17 protein-coding genes and 1 pseudogene are annotated in these 16,787 nt (G+C 71.6%); 15 read left to right on the forward strand and 3 right to left on the reverse strand.

The genetic code is table 11. The features are described from left to right. Nucleotides 1-28: 28 nt before the first annotated feature. The 3 genes and pseudogenes from ACRAKH_RS17650 to ACRAKH_RS17660 form a co-directional block, all read left to right on the forward strand. On the forward strand, nt 29-1,687 hold the full coding sequence (locus ACRAKH_RS17650; RefSeq protein WP_380718622.1) for a hypothetical protein: 1,659 nt from the start codon (nt 29-31) through the stop codon (nt 1,685-1,687). Nucleotides 1,688-1,779: 92 nt separating this feature from the next. Beyond that, nucleotides 1,780-2,451 carry a hypothetical protein gene (locus ACRAKH_RS17655; protein WP_380718624.1) on the forward strand — a complete coding sequence of 224 codons (672 nt, stop codon included), beginning with the start codon at nt 1,780-1,782 and terminating at the stop codon, nt 2,449-2,451. Nucleotides 2,452-2,543: 92 nt separating this feature from the next. Continuing rightward, nucleotides 2,544-2,995: pseudogene (locus ACRAKH_RS17660) on the forward strand (transposase family protein); the annotation flags it as partial. A 928-nt stretch (nt 2,996-3,923) separates the two neighbouring features. Here ACRAKH_RS17660 and ACRAKH_RS17665 read toward each other — a convergent pair. Further along, nucleotides 3,924-4,193 carry a hypothetical protein gene (locus ACRAKH_RS17665; protein ID WP_380718626.1) on the reverse strand — a complete coding sequence of 90 codons (270 nt, stop codon included), beginning with the start codon at nt 4,191-4,193 and terminating at the stop codon, nt 3,924-3,926. Nucleotides 4,194-4,305: 112 nt separating this feature from the next. Between ACRAKH_RS17665 and ACRAKH_RS17670 the strand changes: the two genes are divergently transcribed. From ACRAKH_RS17670 to ACRAKH_RS17695, 6 genes are all read left to right on the forward strand, one after another. Continuing rightward, nucleotides 4,306-4,461, forward strand: coding sequence for a hypothetical protein (locus ACRAKH_RS17670; protein ID WP_380718628.1), 156 nt, complete (start codon nt 4,306-4,308; stop codon nt 4,459-4,461). A 195-nt stretch (nt 4,462-4,656) separates the two neighbouring features. Next, complete coding sequence (gene rox / locus ACRAKH_RS17675; protein ID WP_380718630.1) at nt 4,657-6,081, forward strand: rifampin monooxygenase; 1,425 nt, start codon at nt 4,657-4,659, stop codon at nt 6,079-6,081. A 156-nt stretch (nt 6,082-6,237) separates the two neighbouring features. Next, nucleotides 6,238-6,624, forward strand: coding sequence for a DoxX family protein (locus ACRAKH_RS17680; protein WP_380718632.1), 387 nt, complete (start codon nt 6,238-6,240; stop codon nt 6,622-6,624). A gap of 89 nt (nt 6,625-6,713) precedes the next feature. Further along, nucleotides 6,714-7,157: a helix-turn-helix transcriptional regulator gene (locus tag ACRAKH_RS17685; protein WP_380718635.1), complete on the forward strand. Its 444-nt coding sequence runs from the start codon at nt 6,714-6,716 to the stop codon at nt 7,155-7,157. 10 nt (nt 7,158-7,167) lie between these two features. Then, on the forward strand, nt 7,168-7,578 hold the full coding sequence (locus ACRAKH_RS17690; RefSeq protein WP_380718637.1) for a VOC family protein: 411 nt from the start codon (nt 7,168-7,170) through the stop codon (nt 7,576-7,578). A gap of 125 nt (nt 7,579-7,703) precedes the next feature. Beyond that, nucleotides 7,704-10,097 carry an ATP-binding cassette domain-containing protein gene (locus ACRAKH_RS17695; RefSeq protein WP_380718639.1) on the forward strand — a complete coding sequence of 798 codons (2,394 nt, stop codon included), beginning with the start codon at nt 7,704-7,706 and terminating at the stop codon, nt 10,095-10,097. A gap of 126 nt (nt 10,098-10,223) precedes the next feature. On the opposite strand, the gene ACRAKH_RS17700 is transcribed toward ACRAKH_RS17695, so the two are convergent. After that, nucleotides 10,224-11,633 (reverse strand): FAD-dependent oxidoreductase, encoded by a 1,410-nt coding sequence (locus tag ACRAKH_RS17700; protein ID WP_380718641.1) that lies wholly within the window; start codon nt 11,631-11,633, stop codon nt 10,224-10,226. 181 nt (nt 11,634-11,814) lie between these two features. Between ACRAKH_RS17700 and ACRAKH_RS17705 the strand changes: the two genes are divergently transcribed. From ACRAKH_RS17705 to ACRAKH_RS17720, 4 genes are all read left to right on the forward strand, one after another. Next, a complete protein-coding gene (locus ACRAKH_RS17705; RefSeq protein WP_380718643.1) occupies nt 11,815-12,264 on the forward strand; it encodes a GNAT family N-acetyltransferase in 450 nt (149 codons plus the stop codon). Between the two features lie 42 nt (nt 12,265-12,306). Continuing rightward, complete coding sequence (locus tag ACRAKH_RS17710) at nt 12,307-12,747, forward strand: MarR family winged helix-turn-helix transcriptional regulator (protein WP_380718645.1); 441 nt, start codon at nt 12,307-12,309, stop codon at nt 12,745-12,747. Nucleotides 12,748-12,878: 131 nt separating this feature from the next. After that, a complete protein-coding gene (locus ACRAKH_RS17715; protein ID WP_380718647.1) occupies nt 12,879-13,235 on the forward strand; it encodes a YciI family protein in 357 nt (118 codons plus the stop codon). Between the two features lies 1 nt (nt 13,236). After that, nucleotides 13,237-14,475 carry an RNA polymerase sigma factor gene (locus ACRAKH_RS17720; protein WP_380718649.1) on the forward strand — a complete coding sequence of 413 codons (1,239 nt, stop codon included), beginning with the start codon at nt 13,237-13,239 and terminating at the stop codon, nt 14,473-14,475. Here ACRAKH_RS17720 and ACRAKH_RS17725 read toward each other — a convergent pair. Beyond that, nucleotides 14,432-15,475 carry a threonine aldolase family protein gene (locus tag ACRAKH_RS17725; protein WP_380718651.1) on the reverse strand — a complete coding sequence of 348 codons (1,044 nt, stop codon included), beginning with the start codon at nt 15,473-15,475 and terminating at the stop codon, nt 14,432-14,434. The genes ACRAKH_RS17720 and ACRAKH_RS17725 overlap by 44 nt on opposite strands. Nucleotides 15,476-15,572: 97 nt before the next feature. Here ACRAKH_RS17725 and ACRAKH_RS17730 point away from each other — a divergent pair, with 97 nt between their 5' ends. After that, nucleotides 15,573-16,112, forward strand: a complete 540-nt coding sequence (locus ACRAKH_RS17730) for a hypothetical protein (RefSeq protein ID WP_380718653.1) — start codon at nt 15,573-15,575, stop codon at nt 16,110-16,112. A 10-nt stretch (nt 16,113-16,122) separates the two neighbouring features. After that, nucleotides 16,123-16,707 carry a pyridoxamine 5'-phosphate oxidase family protein gene (locus ACRAKH_RS17735; protein ID WP_380718656.1) on the forward strand — a complete coding sequence of 195 codons (585 nt, stop codon included), beginning with the start codon at nt 16,123-16,125 and terminating at the stop codon, nt 16,705-16,707. Nucleotides 16,708-16,787 lie beyond the last annotated feature (80 nt).

Raw genomic sequence — 16,787 nt, forward strand, 5'->3', positions numbered from 1 at the left:
CCCGTACACGACGAAGACGGGAGTCCTCATGTCCGGCGGCACGACGGTCGACCTCCACCGCGACCCGGAATTCGACGGCCCGCAGGCCGTGGCGTGGCAACTGCTCAACCCCTCCGACGACCCCGCCGTGTGCGCGGCACTGACCACGCCCGCGGCCCGGGCACGCCGCATCCTGCTGGTACGCATCCGCCCCGCCACCGTGCACCGGGTCCACTTGGCCTACGACACGTTGCGGGCCATCGGCGTCACGATGCGCGACGTGGAATCGCAGTCCGTCGAACCCGACGAACTACCCCGCCGTACGCTGTACCGGCTGTGCGGACTGCGCGTGGCGGTGCTCGCCCTGGACTGCCCCCACTCCCTCAACCAGGCCACCCTCGACCTCGCCCGCTCATGGTGCGACCACCTCGGAGCCCGCTTGGTCCTGATCAGCACCGCCCCGATCGCCCGACCCGCCCTCACCACCAGTCTGGATGACCTGTTGGACGGCGGCCCGCCACGACACCCACCCACTCCCGCATACGGCGCCGACGGACCACCGGACCCGACCGGCTCCCGCTTTCCGGACGACGACGCACCGGGAACCGGCCTGCGGCCCGCACCGGCACAGTGGTCCTGGGGCGACGACGGATGGGGCAGGCGGCGACCCGGCCCCGACTGGGACGGAGCCGGCAGGGACATCGACCCGATGTCCCTGCCGGTCGACGACTTCCCCACCTTCCGCGCGGCGTGCGCGCGACTGCCTCACCGCCAGGCCCTCGACCACGTCTACACCACCGCCTACACCGCCTGCGCGACGGAACTGGCCCTCCCGCACGACGCGCGGATACAGGACAGGATCTGCACCGCGTTGTTCCACGGCCTGACCCTGCACGACCCGCCGCTGGCCGTACGGATGATCACCCTGCGCGCGATCCAGGCTGCGGCGTTCACCCACACCGGACACTGGATCGGCCACGACCCCACCGCCTACGCACGACCACGACCGGAATCCCTTCCCGGCAACCTGGTGCCCCGTCACTACCTGGGGACCCTGCAGCCGGTGCTCGACCCGTTAGTCGCGGTCGCCAACCTGCTGTGGGGCTACCTCGAGACGGACTGCGACGGACTGGTCATGCTCCGCGACCACCACCTGATCACGGAGGACCTTTCCCCGGTCGTGTCCGTCCACCCGGACACCGACCTCGACGACGACGCGACTCCCCCGGCCGCCACCACGGGCGCCGGCGGACCCGTCACCGCACCCGCCCTGGTGTTCGGGACGACGATCCTTCAACTGCCACCCTGGAGCCTGCCGCTGCTGCGCGCCTACCGCTGTCAACGCGACCACCACCGCAACCGACAGCCCGTCGTCGACCCCCCGCTGTTCGTGCGCGACCGCGCGATGCTGTCTCACGAGGTGTTTTCACAGGCCATCTACAACGGACCACCGTTCGACATCGCCGAAGACCTGCGGTTCGCCGATGTGGAGGGCACCCATATCGTCACACGCGGCACCAGCGGGGAGCGCGAGCGCAGACGCGGCATCGCCTACCGGGGCATGCATCCGCTGCTGTTCTGGATCGTCAGGCGGGGCCTGACCGTGCGGGACATACGCCCCGACCCGGTGTACCCGTCCACGACACCGGGGACACCGCCGTCGCATCCTGCAGAATCCGGATCCGATCCCGGCGGTGAGACATCGTGACCGACGCTTACCCACCCTGCCCGCGGTGCGGGCAACACCAGTGCCCCGGACCGGTGGGTCATGCCCTGCACACCGCACTGCTGAGGTTGCCCATGCCCCGGCGGGAACTGGCCGACCTGCTCAACACCACCACCGACGATCTGCCCACCGAGACGACCACGGCATGGCGCATGATCAACCTGATCACACGCCTGCCCACCAGGACGATGCTGCTTCTGGCGACCCTGACCCGAATCGACGCGCCCACCATCGCCTCGGTCCTGCAAAGCCCCCGATCCCCGTGGCACACCACACCCGACACCGACGTCGCCGACCTGACCGCACTGCTCCTGCGTCACCACCCGACCGCGATGTCCACCGACACCGTGGCCGAACAGGCACGATGGCCGGTCCCGCGAGTACAGGCCGCAGCCATCCGACTCCACGACAATCCGCCCCCCGGCGTAGCCCTGCACATCGAGGGCGACACGTTGGCCCTGCGCCCCGAACCGCGATACCTGCGCGACCCGACCGCTCGGGGTAGCACGACGGAGGCCGACGCCCCCTCCCCAGAGCAGGTCCCGTCGACAGTCGCCGTCGACCACGACATCGCCCGCGACCTCTACCTGCTCCTCACCGACCCCACCACACGGATCCCCGCCGAACGGGTCGCGGCGCTGCGTGCGGCAGGAATCCTCACCCCCGATGACCATCCCCGCCCCGCTGCCGATGTCCGATACTCACTGCAATGGTGGGACCAGCCGCATCGCACGGCGCCCGGCTGACCGGCCGATCCCCGCTTCTCTGAACCAGGGATCGTCAGCACGTCCGGCTCCTGGCCGACCCGGCAGGCCGACTGCTCCGGACCTCGCCCGCACTGCTGGTGTACCTGCGCGAGGGCGAGGCTTTCGCCGAGGTCGGCGCCGGGTTCGGAGTGTCGACAGGACGTGTTGGCGCCATGTCAACGAAACCGTCGGATTGCCCGCAGGGTGGGGCTCCGGAGCTGTGGATGGGTTGCGGTCGGCCAAGTGGTGAGGTCTGGCCGGACGTGGTCGTCGACGGCACGCCGAGCCCGATCGACCGGGTCGTCGCGGACCGGCCCTTCTACTCGGGCAAGCACCGGATGCACGAGGTGAACCTGCGGGTGATCGCCTGGACGCTGACCGGGTCCAGGCCCGCCTGCGCGGACCCGGCGAACGCGCCGACCCCCAACTCAAGACCTGGCGCATCCTTCGCGCGCTCCGCCGCTGCCCCTACCGCACCGGCCGACTGGCCAAAGCCATCCATGTCCTACAGAACTATTCCGCCTCGTTCGAATCTATGGGCTGAACGCAACTCGCATCGGACCCGACAATACGGTTGCCGGACCCGCGAAACTCGCCGACAGATTCAAGCGGAAAGCTTGCTTGCGCTGCGATGCATCGCCAACTTTTCCATGCAGGTGCACATAGGCGCCGTGCAGTACCCGGCGAACTTTGCCGGCGACTCTCGACTCGAATCGGTGAATTGATCGCCGACCTGGTGGCAAGCAGGTCGGCGATGGCGTCAGGGCTCGCCGCAGTGGCATCAGAAGGACGAAAATGTACAATCGGTGACGAACACTGCAAACTGCGGAGCGGATCATGAACCGATGAACATGCAGGTCAGACACCCTGCGCTGAGCGCCGCAACGCCAGGGGAGACACTTTACATGCGACATCAAGACAGGTTGCCAGCAACAGCGAAGGCATTATGATTGCAGCTCACACCGGCCGGGTGCAGCCTGGGTAGTTGCAGGTCGTCGCGGGGTTCTCGGTCGTCGTCACGGCGATACCGTAGCAGAGTTTCGTTGCTTCAAACGTTAATGGCTACAACGCAACGCTATAGCGTGCCGGGAAGATGACTTCCGATAAGTGAACCTTATCGGAAGTCAGCCTCGGACCGGTTTCCGTGGCGAGTCCCGGTACGCAGACCGCCGAGGACGCCGGGCAGGACGCGTTCCTACGTCGGCAGGCCGCCGACCGGCATCGGATCGAGGTGCTGGAGACGTGCCTGACCAAGGTCGTCACCAACCTGTGCCTCGACCGGCTCCACTCGGCCCCGGCCGTGAGCGGACGATCGGCGCGTGGCTGCCCGAACCGCTCCTCGACGGCGACCCGCTGCTCGACCCGGCCGACACCGTCGAGCAGCGCGAATCGGTCACGCTGGCGGTGCTGACCTTGATGGAGCGCCCGTCCCCCGTCGAACGGGACGTCTACCTGCTGCGCGAGGTGTTCTCCTACGCCACGCCGAGATCGCCGACAACCTCGACGTCACCAAGTCCGCGAGCCGGCAGCACCTCCACCGGGCACGGCGCCGCGTCACCGCCGAGCGCCGTCGCCGCGTGGTCGACCCGGAAAACGCCCGCCGGATCGTCGAGGAATTTCTCACCGCGGCTTCTTCGGGCCGCACGGAACGGTTGGTGGCGTTGCTGACCGACGACGCGATCGCGATCTCGGACGGTGCCGGTCTGGCCGAGACGCTGCTGCGGTACGACACCCCGCAGCACATTGCCGCCATTGCCCGGGCCGGTTTCAAGCCCTCACCCGCGAAACGGCGATTCGCCGGCGGCACCCGCCGTCCACTACGCGCTTGTCAACGGCGCTCCGGCGATCCTGTTCGTGCCGGGCGACCGGGTCGTCGGCGCCGTGACGTTCGACCTCGCCAACGGCAGGATCGTGACCGTGCGCGGTATCGCCGCACCCTCCCGGCTGGTCCGCCTCACCGAGGCCTGGCGGCGGCACGAACCCGGCGCGCCGCTCATCGCCGAGGGGTGACCGACGTCGGCCGGGCACAAAAAAGGGCAAGGAGACTTTTCCTTGCCACTCTCAACTTATAGCGCACAGGGGGTCTTGCCGCAAGACCCCGGTTGTGCTGCACACTCTGCGGCCGCGGCCGGAACCTGCGGAAATGAGCGATGTTCACGCGTCGGTCGGGCCGGTCGAAATGGGACGTGGGAATTGGGGGGTTTCGTGGTTGACGTGATCGTGGCCGGTGGCGGGCCGACCGGCGTGATGGTGGCGTCCGAGTTGCGGTTGCACGGCGTGGACGTGGTGGTGCTCGACAAGGAGCCGGAGCCGACGAAGGTCGTCCGGTCGCTCGGCCTGCACGTGCGCAGCATCGAGGTGATGGACCAGCGCGGCCTGCTGGACCGGTTCCTCGCGCACGGGCAGCAGTACCCGGTGGGCGGGTTCTTCGCCGGCATCACCAAGCCGTCGCCGGACCTGGACACCACGTACCCGTTCGTCCTGGGCATCCCGCAGACCACGACGGATCGCCTGCTGACCGAGCACGCCGCCGAACTCGGCGTGGAAGTCCGGCGCGGGCGCGAGGTGGTCGGGCTGAGCCAGGACGACGACGGCGTGACCACCGAGCTGGCGGACGGCACGCGGCTGCGCGCGCGGTACCTCGTGGGCTGCGACGGCGGCCGCAGCACGGTCCGCAAGCTGCTCGGCATCGGCTTCCCCGGTGAGCCGAGCAAAGCCGACACGCTGCTGGCCGAGGTGGAGTTGACCGCGTCGCCGGAGACGGTGGCCGCCGTGGTGGCCGAGGTCCGCAAGACCCAGCTCCGGTTCGGCGTCGGGCCGCACGGCGACGGCGGGTACCGGCTGGTCGTGCCCGCCGAGGGGGTGGCCGAGGACCGCACCGTCCCGCCGACCCTGGACGAGGTGAAGCGGCAGTTGCGGCTGGTCGCGGGCACGGACTTCGGCGTGCACTCGCCGCGGTGGCTCTCCCGCTTCGGCGACGCGACGCGGCTGGCCGAGCGGTACCGGGACGGGCGGGTGCTGTTGGCGGGCGACGCGGCGCACATCCACCCGCCCGTCGGCGGGCAGGGGCTCAACCTGGGCATCCAGGACGCGTTCAACCTGGGCTGGAAGCTGGCCGCCGAGGTCAACGGCTGGGCGCCGGAAGGGCTGCTGGACAGCTACGAGTCCGAGCGGCGGCCGGTCGCGGCCGACGTGCTGGAGAACACCCGCGCGCAGATGCAGCTGATGTCCACCGAGCCGGGTCCGCGGGCGGTGCGCCGGCTGGTGTCGGAGCTGATGGACTTCGAGGAGGTCAACCGGTACCTGACCGAGAAGATCACCGCGACGGGCATCCGCTACGACCTGGGCGGCGGGCACGAACTGGTCGGCCGGCGGATGCGGGACGTGGCGCTGGAGCGGGGACGGCTGTACGAGGTGATGCGCGGTGGGCGCGGGGTGCTGCTCGACCGGACCGGGCGGCTCTCGGTGGCGGGTTGGGCGGACCGGGTCGACCACGTGGTGGAGGTCGGTGGGGAGCTGGACGTGCCCGCGGTGCTGCTGCGGCCGGACGGCCACGTGGCGTGGGTCGGGGAGGACCAGTCGGACCTGGTCGGCCGATTGTCCCGGTGGTTCGGCGCCGCCGGGTCGTGACGCCCGCAGCGCTCGGGTGGGAGAGACCGGCGTCACGCCGGTCCGCTGTCACAGGGGGTCGGGCGGCGGTGTCTTGGGGCGAACGACCGTCCCGGCCGGTTCGTCCGACTCGGCGTCGACCGGCCGGTCTCCCCTACCACCCCGCGAGGAACCGTCATGAACGTCGCTCTGTGGATCGTTGCCGGACTGCTCTCCGTCGTCTACCTGGTCGGCGGCGTCGGCAAGGTGGTCGTGTCGAAGGAGCGGATCGCCGCCGCCGGTCACGCCGGGGCGTGGGTGGAGGACTTCAGCGCCGGCAGCGTGAAGGCGATCGGGGCGCTCGAGTTCCTGGCGGCGGTGGGTCTGATCCTGCCCGCGGTGCTCGGCATCGCGCCGGTGCTGGTGCCGTTGGCCGCCCTCGGCCTGGTGGTGATCATGGCCGCCGCGGCGGTCACGCGCTACCGCCGCGGCGAGATCAAGCTGATGGTGCTGGACCTGGGCTACCTGGCGCTGGCCGCCTTCGTGGCGTGGGGCCGCTTCGGTCCGGAGGCGTTCGTCGGCTGAGGCGGCTGACCCGGCCGACGCCGGCGGGCACCGGCGGGCGCGTGCGTCGCGGCCGGCTCGGCGCGGCGGCGTGTGGCACGATCCCGCACGTGACCAGCAGATCGGCGGAAGCGGAGTACCTGCGCGACCTCGCGCGGCTGCGTCGGGTCCGTGACCGGATGGACCGGGAGTACGCGCAGCCGCTGGACGTCGAGGCGCTCGCCCGCGGTGTGAACATGTCGGCCGGGCACCTCAGCCGCCAGTTCCGCCGCGCTTACGGCGAGTCACCGTACTCGTACCTGATGACGCGGCGGATCGAGCGGGCGATGGCGCTGCTGCGCCAGGGAGACCTGAGCGTCACCGAGGTGTGCTTCAAGGTCGGCTGCTCGTCGTTGGGCACCTTCAGCACGCGGTTCACCGAGCTGGTCGGCGTGCCGCCGAGCGTCTACCGGCGTGAGGCGGCACGCGCGACGGCGGGGATGCCGTCGTGCGTGGTCAAGCAGGTGACGAGGCCGATCAGGAATCGAGAAGCGTCGTCACCGAGCGCGACCTAGCGTGATGGCCATGGACATCACCATTCACGCGAGCTTCCTCCCGCACCACGACCCGGACGCGTCGCTGGCGTTCTACCGCGACGCGCTGGGGTTCGAGGTCCGCAACGACGTGGGGTACGGCGGCATGCGGTGGATCACGGTCGGTCCGGTCGGCCAGCCCGGCACGTCGATCGTGCTGCACCCGCCGGCGGCCGATCCGGGCATCACCGAGGAGGAGCGCCGGACCATCGTCGAGATGATGGCCAAGGGCACGTACGCGAGCCTGCTCATGGCCACCAAGGACCTCGACGGCGCCTTCGCGCGGTTGCAGGAGGGCGACGTCGAGGTGGTCCAGGAGCCGACCGAGCAGTCGTACGGCATCCGGGACTGCGCCGTCCGCGACCCCGCGGGCAACCTGATCCGCATCCAGCAGCTGCGCTGAGCCGTCGGGCGTTCACCGCGCCCCTCGCAGACGCGCCCCGGCAGACCCGCACCGCGGAGGGCCCGCGCACGCGGCCGGGCTCCCCGCGAGTGCCGCCCCACCCCCGCGCAACAGATGGAGACACGATGAGCACGGCCACGAACACGGACGCGCAGGAGTCCGCGTCGCACGTCGCCGACAGCCACGACCTGATCCGCGTGCACGGCGCGCGGGTGAACAACCTCAAGGACGTGAGCCTGGAGATCCCGAAGCGGCGGCTGACGGTGTTCACCGGCGTCTCCGGTTCGGGCAAGAGCTCGCTGGTGTTCGGCACGATCGCGGCCGAGTCGCAGCGGATGATCAACGAGACGTACAGCGTGTTCGTGCAGGGTTTCATGCCGACGCAGGCGCGGCCGGACGTCGACGTGCTGGAGGGGCTGACGACCGCGATCATCGTCGACCAGGAGCGGTTGGGCGCGGACCCGCGGTCAACGGTGGGCACCGCGACCGACGCGAACGCGATGCTGCGCATCCTGTTCAGCCGGCTCGGGACGCCGCACGTCGGGTCGCCGCAGGCGTTCTCGTTCAACGTCGCCTCGATCAGCGGCGCGGGCGCGGTCACGGTGGAGCGCGGCGGGCAGACGGTGAAGGAGCGGCGTTCCTTCAGCATCACGGGCGGCATGTGCCCGCGCTGCGAGGGCCGGGGTTCGGTGTCGGACATCGACCTGAGCCAGCTCTACGACGACTCGAAGTCGTTGGCGGAGGGCGCGTTCACCATTCCGGGTTGGAAGTCGGACAGCTTCTGGACGGTGCGGGTGTACGCGGAGTCGGGTTTCGTCGACCCGAACAAGCCGATCCGGGAGTTCACCAAGAAGGAGATGGACGCCTTCCTCCACAAGGAGGCGACGAAGGTCAAGGTCGACGGCGTCAACCTGACGTACGAGGGGTTGATCCCGAAGATCCAGAAGTCGTTCCTGTCGAAGGACAAGGAGGGGATGCAGCCGCACATCCGGGCGTTCGTGGAGCGCGCGGTCACGTTCACCACGTGCCCCGAGTGCGGCGGCACGCGGCTCAGCGAGGCGGCCCGGTCGTCGAAGATCAAGGGGATCAGCATCGCGGACGCGTGCGCGATGCAGATCAGCGACCTGGCGGAGTGGGTGCGGGGCCTGGACGAGCCGTCGGTGGCGCCGCTGCTGGCGAAGCTGCTGCAGACCCTCGACTCGTTCGTGGAGATCGGGCTGGGGTACCTGTCGCTCGAACGGCCCGCGGGGACGTTGTCGGGCGGCGAGGCGCAGCGCGTCAAGATGATCCGCCACCTGGGGTCGTCGTTGACGGACGTGACGTACGTGTTCGACGAGCCGACGATCGGGCTGCACCCGCACGACATCCAGCGGATGAACAACCTGCTGCTGCGGTTGCGGAACAAGGGCAACACGGTGCTCGTGGTGGAGCACAAGCCGGAGACGATCGTGATCGCCGACCACGTCGTGGACCTCGGTCCGGGCGCGGGTTCAGCGGGCGGCACGATCTGCTTCGAGGGCACGGTGGAGGGGTTGCGGGCCGGCGGCACGATCACCGGCCGCCACTTCGACGACCGGGCGTCGCTGAAGGAGTCGGTGCGGAAGCCCTCGGGCGCGTTGGAGATCCGCGGCGCGAACCGCCACAACCTGCGCGACGTGGACGTCGACGTGCCGCTCGGGGTGCTGTGCGTGGTCACCGGTGTGGCTGGTTCGGGCAAGAGTTCGCTGATCCACGGGTCGATCCCGGCCGGCGCGGGTGTGGTGTCGGTCGACCAGGGCGCGATCCGGGGGTCGCGGCGGAGCAACCCGGCGACGTACACGGGCCTGCTGGAGCCGATCCGCAAGGCGTTCGCGAAGGCGAACGGCGTGAAGCCGGCGTTGTTCAGCGCGAACTCCGAGGGCGCGTGCCCGACGTGCAACGGCGCGGGCGTCATCTACACCGACCTGGCGATGATGGCCGGCGTCGCCACCCCGTGCGAGGAGTGCGAGGGGAAGCGGTTCCAGGCGTCGGTGCTGGAGTACCACCTCGGCGGCCGCGACATCAGCGAGGTGCTGGCGATGTCGGTGCGCGAGGCGGAGGCGTTCTTCGCCGAGGGCGAGGCGCGGACGCCGGCGGCGCACGCCATCCTGGACCGGCTGGCCGATGTGGGGCTGGGCTACCTCACCCTGGGCCAGCCGCTCACGACGTTGTCCGGCGGTGAGCGGCAGCGGCTGAAGCTGGCGACCCACATGTCCGACAAGGGCGGTGTGTACGTGCTCGACGAGCCGACCACGGGCCTGCACCTGGCGGACGTCGAGCAGCTGCTCGGCCTGCTGGACCGGCTGGTGGACTCCGGCAAGTCGGTGATCGTCATCGAGCACCACCAGGCGGTCATGGCGCACGCCGACTGGATCATCGACCTCGGTCCCGGCGCCGGTCACGACGGAGGCCGGGTCGTGTTCGAGGGCACGCCCGCCGACCTCGTGGCCGCCCGCTCCACCCTCACCGGCGAGCACCTGGCGGCGTACGTCGGAGCCTGACCGGGAGGGGACCGACCGGGACGCCGCGGGAGAACTAACGGGACGCCCCGCCCGTGGACGCGTTGCCACGTCGGGAACGTCCTGGCACAGGCGGAACACAACGAACCCGGTCCACTGGTCGTCTCCTCAGGACGGGACGACGCTCTGCGGGAACGCCAGGACGTGGTCCGGGTCGTAGCGGCGGGCCACGCGGCGCAGGCGGGCCAGGTTGCGGCCGTAGTAGGCGGTGCGCCACTCCGGCATGTCGGGGTCGATGTAGTTGACGTAGCCGGTGTTGTGGCCGAGCCCGTCGCGGACGTCGGCGACCGTGCGGCGGGCCTCGGCCTCGCTCACGTCGCCGACGCCGACGTACGCCTGGGCGCTCGCGATGGCGTCGCGGTGCGGGAACGCGGTGGCGTCCGGGCGCACGCGGGCGATCTCGCCGCCGAACGAGTCGAACTGCACCCAGCCCGCGCGCCTGCCCTCCATGAGGCCGACGGCGCGCGCCGGGTCGACGGGCCGGTGGAGCATCCGGGACGAGGCCACGAACGGCGCGCCGGTGGTCGGCGCGCACTGCGGCAGGCAGCCCGCGAAGTACCGCATGGTGGTGAGGTAGTCCATCGGCAGGACTTGGCGGCTGGTCGGCGCGACCTTCGCGGTGAGCCGGTCGAGCAGCGGCGGCAGCCCGCGTTCCTCGCCCGCCCAGCAGCCGATGACGCCGGCGGTCGGCGGGCTGCCCGCGACGACCTCGCACGCCGTCCACATCTCGTCGGGCGTGCCGAGCATCCACTCCTGCCACGCGCCGAGCACGTCGACGCCCGCGTCCGCGGGGAACCGCAGGAGGAACACGACGAGGTCGCGGGCCGGTTCGGTGTCGAACGTGAAGGACGTGACGACGCCGAAGTTGCCGCCACCGCCGCCGCGCAGCGCCCAGAACAGGTCGGGCTCGGTCTGGGCGTCGGTGTGGCGCGTCACGCCGTCCGGCGTCACGACCCGCGCGGACAGCAGGCGGTCGCACGTCAGGCCGTACTTGCGGGCGACGACGCTGATGCCGCCGCCCAGCGTGAGGCCGCCGACGCCGACGGTGGGGCACGTCCCGGCGGGCAGGAGCCGGCCGACGCCGCCCAGTCCCTCGTAGACGTCGATCATCCGGGCGCCGGGGCCGATCCGCGCGTCGCCGCGCTCGTCCACGTCGACGCCGTTCAGCGCGGCCAGGTCGATGACCAGGCCGTTCTCCGGCACCGAGTAGCCCGCGTAGCTGTGCCCGCCGCTGCGTGCCGCCACCGGCACGTCGTGCGTCGCGGCGAAGTCGAGGCAGCGGGCCACATCGGACTCGTCGGCGCACAGGGCGACGGCCGCCGGGCGGCGGTGCGCGTACACCGTGTTGAACGGGCGGCGCACGGTGTCGTAGCCGTCGTCGCCGGGACGGACCAGCCGGCCGGTCAGCGCGCGCCGGAGCCGGTCCCAGTCCCGGTCCGGGCCGTGCGCCCACGCGCCGAACGTGACGAGACCTGTTGCCTGGATGAACGTTCTGCGGCCGAATTCCACGGCTCCCACCCCCGATTTCCAGGGTCCGCCTCGGATTGGTCGGGGTAATCCGGCGAATGGCTGAACCCCGGGCGGGTCGCGGGGCCGGCGCGCGACGGGCGAAGTCGTGGGGTTGAACGGATGACCGAATGGCAATCTTCGACGTACTCCCCCACCCGACGTACTCCCCACCCCACAGGCAGGTGCCCGAATGATCGTTCCCCTGGACCTCACCGACGACGCCACGGCGGAGGCCGTGCACCGGATCGCGTTGGAGTCGTACGCGGTGGAGGCCGACCTGATCGGCAGCACGGCGATGCCGGCGTTGCACGAGTCGGTCGACGACGTCCGCAGACTCCCGCTGCGGTGGCTCGGCGGGTACGTCGACCGCGAGCTCGTGGCGTTCGTCGGCTACGCGAAGGTCGACGGCGTGCTGGACATCGACCGGCTGGGCGTGGCGCCGAGCCACTTCCGGCTCGGGTTCGCGCGGCGGCTGGTGGAGCAGGTGCTGGCCGAGGGCGGTCCGGCGATCGTGTCGACGGGTGCGGCCAACGCGCCCGCCATCGCGTTGTACGAGAGCCTGGGGTTCCGGGTGGTTGACACGGTCGTCGTGGACGGCGGGCTGCGGATCGCGCAATTCGGGCACCCCGGCCTCGTGTAGGCGCGCGGCGGTCGTTGGTGTCGCCAACTAGAGTGCGGCGGCATGGAGACCCGGGGCGCGCCGCGCCGGCTGCGCGGCACCGCGAGCTGGCTGCTCGGCCAGACGACGACGCACGCGCACCGGCTGGTGTCGGAGGCGTTGGGCGGGGTCGGCGCGCGGCGGTACCACTACTCGCTGCTGGCCGCGTTGGACGAGTTCGGCCCCGCCAGCCAGGCGGAGCTGGGGCGGCGCGGCGGGCTGGACCGCAGCGACGTGGTGGCGACCGTGAACGAGCTCGCGGCCCAGGGGCACGTGGAGCGGCGGCCGGACCGGGTGGACAAGCGGCGCAACGTCGTGACGATCACCCCGTCGGGGGTCGAGCACCTGCGGGAGCTGGACCGGGTGCTGAGGGCGGCCCAGGACGCGCTGCTGGCGCCGCTGTCGGCGGCCGAGCGGGACGAGTTGGCGCGGATGCTGACGGTGGTCCTGGAGCACCACGGGTGACCGCGGCCGGCACGTCCGGCGGGCTCGTCGGGGCCGCCCGAGAATTTCTCCGAGGTTTTGCCGGCGTCGTGTCGATCCGGTCGACGGCCGTTCGTGTAGGGGGTGGGACACCCCGAACCGAGGAGGACACCATGACGCAGTACCTGATCAGCGTGATCGAGCCGACCGGCTACGACATCCCCGAGCCGGAGGTGCTGGAGCGGATCATGAAGGACGTGCAGGCGGTCGACGCGGACATGCGCGAGGCGGGCGTGTGGGTGTTCGCGGGCGGTCTGCACGCACCGGAGACGGCGACGACGCTGCGGCCGACGGACGACGGCGAGGTGGTCGTCACCGACGGCCCGTTCACCGAGTCCAAGGAGCACATCGGCGGGTTCAACATCATCGACGTGCCGGACCTGGACGCGGCGCTGGAGTGGGGCCGCCGGATGAGCGTGGCGTGCACGCTGCCGGTCGAGGTGCGGCCGTTCCAGGACTTCCCCGGCTGACGTGACGTCGGTCGAGCGCGTCTTCCGGGCCGAGTACGGCCGGTCGGTCGCCGTCCTGGTCCGCGTCTTCGGCGACATCGACATCGCCGAGGAGGCGGTCCAGGACGCGTTCGCCGAGGCGGTGCGCCGCTGGCCGGAGACGGGTGTGCCGCCGAGCCCGGCGGGCTGGATCATCACCACCGCCCGCAACCGGGCGATCGACCGGCTGCGCCGTGAGTCGTCGCGCGACGACCGGCACGCGCAGGCGGCGCTGCTGCGCGCCCGTGACGAGCACGGCGGGGAGGTGGACGTGGTGGGCGACGAGCGGCTGCGGCTGATCTTCACCTGCTGCCACCCGGCGCTGCACCCGGCGGCACGGGTGGCGTTGACGTTGCGGCTGCTGGGCGGGTTGTCGACGGCGGAGATCGCGCGGGCGTTCCTGGTGCCGGAGCCGACGATGGCGCAACGCCTGGTGCGGGCGAAGGCGAAGATCCGGGACGCCCGCATCCCGTACCGGGTGCCGGGCGAGGCGGAGCTGCCGGACCGGCTGCGGGCCGTGCTGGCGGCGGTGTACCTGGTGTTCAACGAGGGGTACTCGGCCAGTTCGGGTGACGCGTTGGTGCGCGAGGACCTGTGCGACGAGGCGGTGCGGCTCGGCCGGCTGCTGGCGGGGTTGATGCCGGACGAGCCGGAGGTGCGGGGGCTGCTGGCGTTGATGCTGCTGCAGCACGCGCGGAGCCCGGCGCGGACGGGCCCGGACGGCGGGTTGGTGCGGCTGGCCGACCAGGACCGCTCCCGCTGGGACGCCGCGATGCTGGCGGAGGGCCGGGAGCTGGTGCGGTGGTGCCTGCGCCGCGACCGGCCCGGCCCGTACCAGGTGCAGGCGGCGATCAACGCGGTGCACAGCGACCCGCCGCCGACGGACTGGGCGCAGGTCGTCCGGCTGTACGACCACCTGCTGGCGTTGACGCCGACGCCGGTGGTGGCGTTGAACCGGGCCGTCGCGGTGGCCGAGGTCGACGGGCCGGAGGCGGCGTTGGCGCTGGTGGACGGCCTGTCGGCGGAGCACGCCCGGTTGGCCGGCTACCACCTGCTGCACGCCGTGCGCGCGGACCTGCTGCGCCGCCTGGGGCGGGACGGGGAGGCGGCGCGGGCGTACGAGCGGGCGCTGGCGGCGGCCGGGAACGCGGCCGAGCGGGAGTTCCTGCGACGCGGTCTCAGCGCAGTCGCCGGATCAGCTCCACCACCTCCTCCGGGGTGAAGTCCAGCGACACCACGCCGATGGTCAGCTCGATGGCGGACCGGCCCGGTTCGGACGACGCGCGGGCGCGTCGCGGCAGCTCGACACCGGTCTCCTCGAGGATTCGCGCCGCTGCGGTGGCGACGACGTCCGGCGGCACGGGCAGGTGGACGTGGAACAGCGGCGTCTGCGGCACCTCGGGGCGGGTGCGGGCGTAGCCGTCGGCGTTGATCGCGGCGGCGACGGCCACGGCGTGGTCGCGGAACTCGGCCATGCGGGGCAGCGCCTCGTCCAGCCCGATGAGCCCGGTGACGGCGAGCGGCCAGGCGTCGGGGATGGCGCCGCCGAGCCTGTGCCGCCACACCGACGCGGTGTCGATGGTCTCCCGGTCGCCGGCGAGGACCGCGCCGCGCACCCCTTCGAGGCCTTTGTAGAGGGACACGTAGACGGTGTCGAACAGGTCGGCGATCTCGGCGAACGGCCGGTCGTAGTACGGCTGCGCCTCCCACAGGCGGGCGCCGTCCAGGTGCGTGGCGGCGCCGCGGTCGCGGGCCCACTTCGTCTGCGCGACCAGGTCCTCCCAGGCGGGCAGGAGGCCGCCGATCTCGCGTTGCGGCAGTTCCAGCAGCAGCGCGGCGACGGGCTCGCGGACCTCGGCGAGGTCGTCGAGGGTGATCAGGGCCTGCCGGTCGCCGACGGTCTTGTGGCGCAGGCCGTGGACGGCGTTGTAGCCCTCCTCCTCCCAGATCGCGGGGTGGCACAGGGCGTGCGCGGCGAACGTGCGGCGGCCGGTGCGCTCGGCGTGGACGCGCAGCGCGACCTGCTGCGCCATGGTGCCGGACGGGAAGAACAGGGCGGCGGGCTTGCCGAGGAGGTCCGCGATCCGCTGTTCGAGCTCCCTGGTGGGCTCGTCCGAGGGGGTGCCGGGCCGGACGTGGTCGAGCATGCGGCGCAGCACGGTGTGCGGGTCGGAGCGCAGTCGGGAGTGCTGGACCAGGGAGCGGTGGATCTCGGGTGCCATGACGGGAGTCTGCTGTTGCCGCCACCGAGGTGCAACAACCGTGCACCGGTCACGTGACTGATTCGGCAGGCCGGCGGCCGCGCCTAGCGTCCCCGGCATGGACCTCACCCGCGAAGACGCCCGATTCGTGCTCCTCCACCACGCCTCCGTGCCGTTCGACCCGCGCCCCGAAGGGCTGCTGGACGTGCGGCGCCTGGCCCGCGTCGCCCCGGACGCCGACGAGGTCGTCACGTACTCGCAGTGGTCCGGCGGCGCCCCGGACCCCGGTGACGGGGTCGCGTACCGGCGCCACCGGTCGGTGGGCCTGGCGTCGCCGGACCGGCCGGTGGGGTGCGTGGTGCTGGTGTCGGTGGAGTTCGACCGGCCCGGCGTCGCCGAGGAGTGGGTGGACCTGGTCTTCTCGGCGCTGGCGGCCGAGGAGGAGCCGCACCCGGGCGGGATCTCCGGGCACTTCCACGTGAGCGTGGACGGGACGCGGGTGCTGAACTACGCGGAGTGGACGTCCGCCGAGGCGCACGTCGACGCGTTGGCGCGCGGTGACGGGTCGGTCGGCGTGGCGGAGCTGTGGCGACGTGTGCGGGCGTTCACCGGTCTCAAGGGGAGCGACGTGCGGCGATACCGGGTCGTCGGTCCGTGATACTGGCGTCATGGGCAAGACATATGAGCGGATCGAAGGTCGCCTGCGCGAGTTCATCGAGGCGCAGCCGGTGTTCTTCACCGCCACGGCGCCGCTGTCGGCGGACGGGCACGTGAACCTGTCGCCGAAGGGCCGGGCGGGCACGTGGCGCGTGCTCGATGAGCACCGCGTGGCGTACCTGGACTTCGGCGGCAGCCACGCGGAGACGATCGCCCACCTGCGGGAGAACGGCCGCATCACGTTGATGTGGTGCGCGTTCGACGGTCCGCCGAACATCGTGCGCGTGCACGGCACGGGCGAGCCGGTGTTCCGCGACGACCCGCGGTTCGCCGAGTTGGTGGCGGGCTTCGGCGAGGCGGACGGGCCGGCGCTGCGGGCGGTCGTGGTGGTGACGGCGAAGCTGATCAGCGACACGTGCGGGTTCGCGGTGCCGTTCATGGACTACCGGGGCGAGCGGACGCTGCACGCGGAGTACTTCGGCCGCAAGTCCGACGCCGAGTTCGCCGCGTACTGCGAGAGCAAGGACTACAACGCGGTGAGCATGGACGGGCTGCCGGCGTTGCCGCTGCCGCTGCCCGCGCGCCCGCCCGTGTGACGTCCCCATCTTCGTGACGTCCCGATCTTCGTGACGTACCCGTCTCCGGCCGGCGGGTTGCCGCGCCCCGCCGACCCGGT

This window comes from Saccharothrix hoggarensis (assembly GCF_052936025.1).

What these genes read in the sequence shown, in the direction of transcription:
- ACRAKH_RS17650 (WP_380718622.1), top strand. Translation starts at nt 29, where the DNA reads ATGTCCGGCGGCACGACGGTCGACCTCCACCGCGACCCGGAATTCGAC.
- ACRAKH_RS17655 (WP_380718624.1), top strand. Translation starts at nt 1,780, where the DNA reads ATGCCCCGGCGGGAACTGGCCGACCTGCTCAACACCACCACCGACGAT.
- ACRAKH_RS17680 (WP_380718632.1), top strand. Translation starts at nt 6,238, where the DNA reads ATGAACGTCGCTCTGTGGATCGTTGCCGGACTGCTCTCCGTCGTCTAC.
- ACRAKH_RS17690 (WP_380718637.1), top strand. Translation starts at nt 7,168, where the DNA reads ATGGACATCACCATTCACGCGAGCTTCCTCCCGCACCACGACCCGGAC.
- ACRAKH_RS17695 (WP_380718639.1), top strand. Translation starts at nt 7,704, where the DNA reads ATGAGCACGGCCACGAACACGGACGCGCAGGAGTCCGCGTCGCACGTC.
- ACRAKH_RS17705 (WP_380718643.1), top strand. Translation starts at nt 11,815, where the DNA reads ATGATCGTTCCCCTGGACCTCACCGACGACGCCACGGCGGAGGCCGTG.
- ACRAKH_RS17710 (WP_380718645.1), top strand. Translation starts at nt 12,307, where the DNA reads ATGGAGACCCGGGGCGCGCCGCGCCGGCTGCGCGGCACCGCGAGCTGG.
- ACRAKH_RS17715 (WP_380718647.1), top strand. Translation starts at nt 12,879, where the DNA reads ATGACGCAGTACCTGATCAGCGTGATCGAGCCGACCGGCTACGACATC.
- ACRAKH_RS17725 (WP_380718651.1), bottom strand. Translation starts at nt 15,475, where the DNA reads ATGGCACCCGAGATCCACCGCTCCCTGGTCCAGCACTCCCGACTGCGC.
- ACRAKH_RS17730 (WP_380718653.1), top strand. Translation starts at nt 15,573, where the DNA reads ATGGACCTCACCCGCGAAGACGCCCGATTCGTGCTCCTCCACCACGCC.
- ACRAKH_RS17735 (WP_380718656.1), top strand. Translation starts at nt 16,123, where the DNA reads ATGGGCAAGACATATGAGCGGATCGAAGGTCGCCTGCGCGAGTTCATC.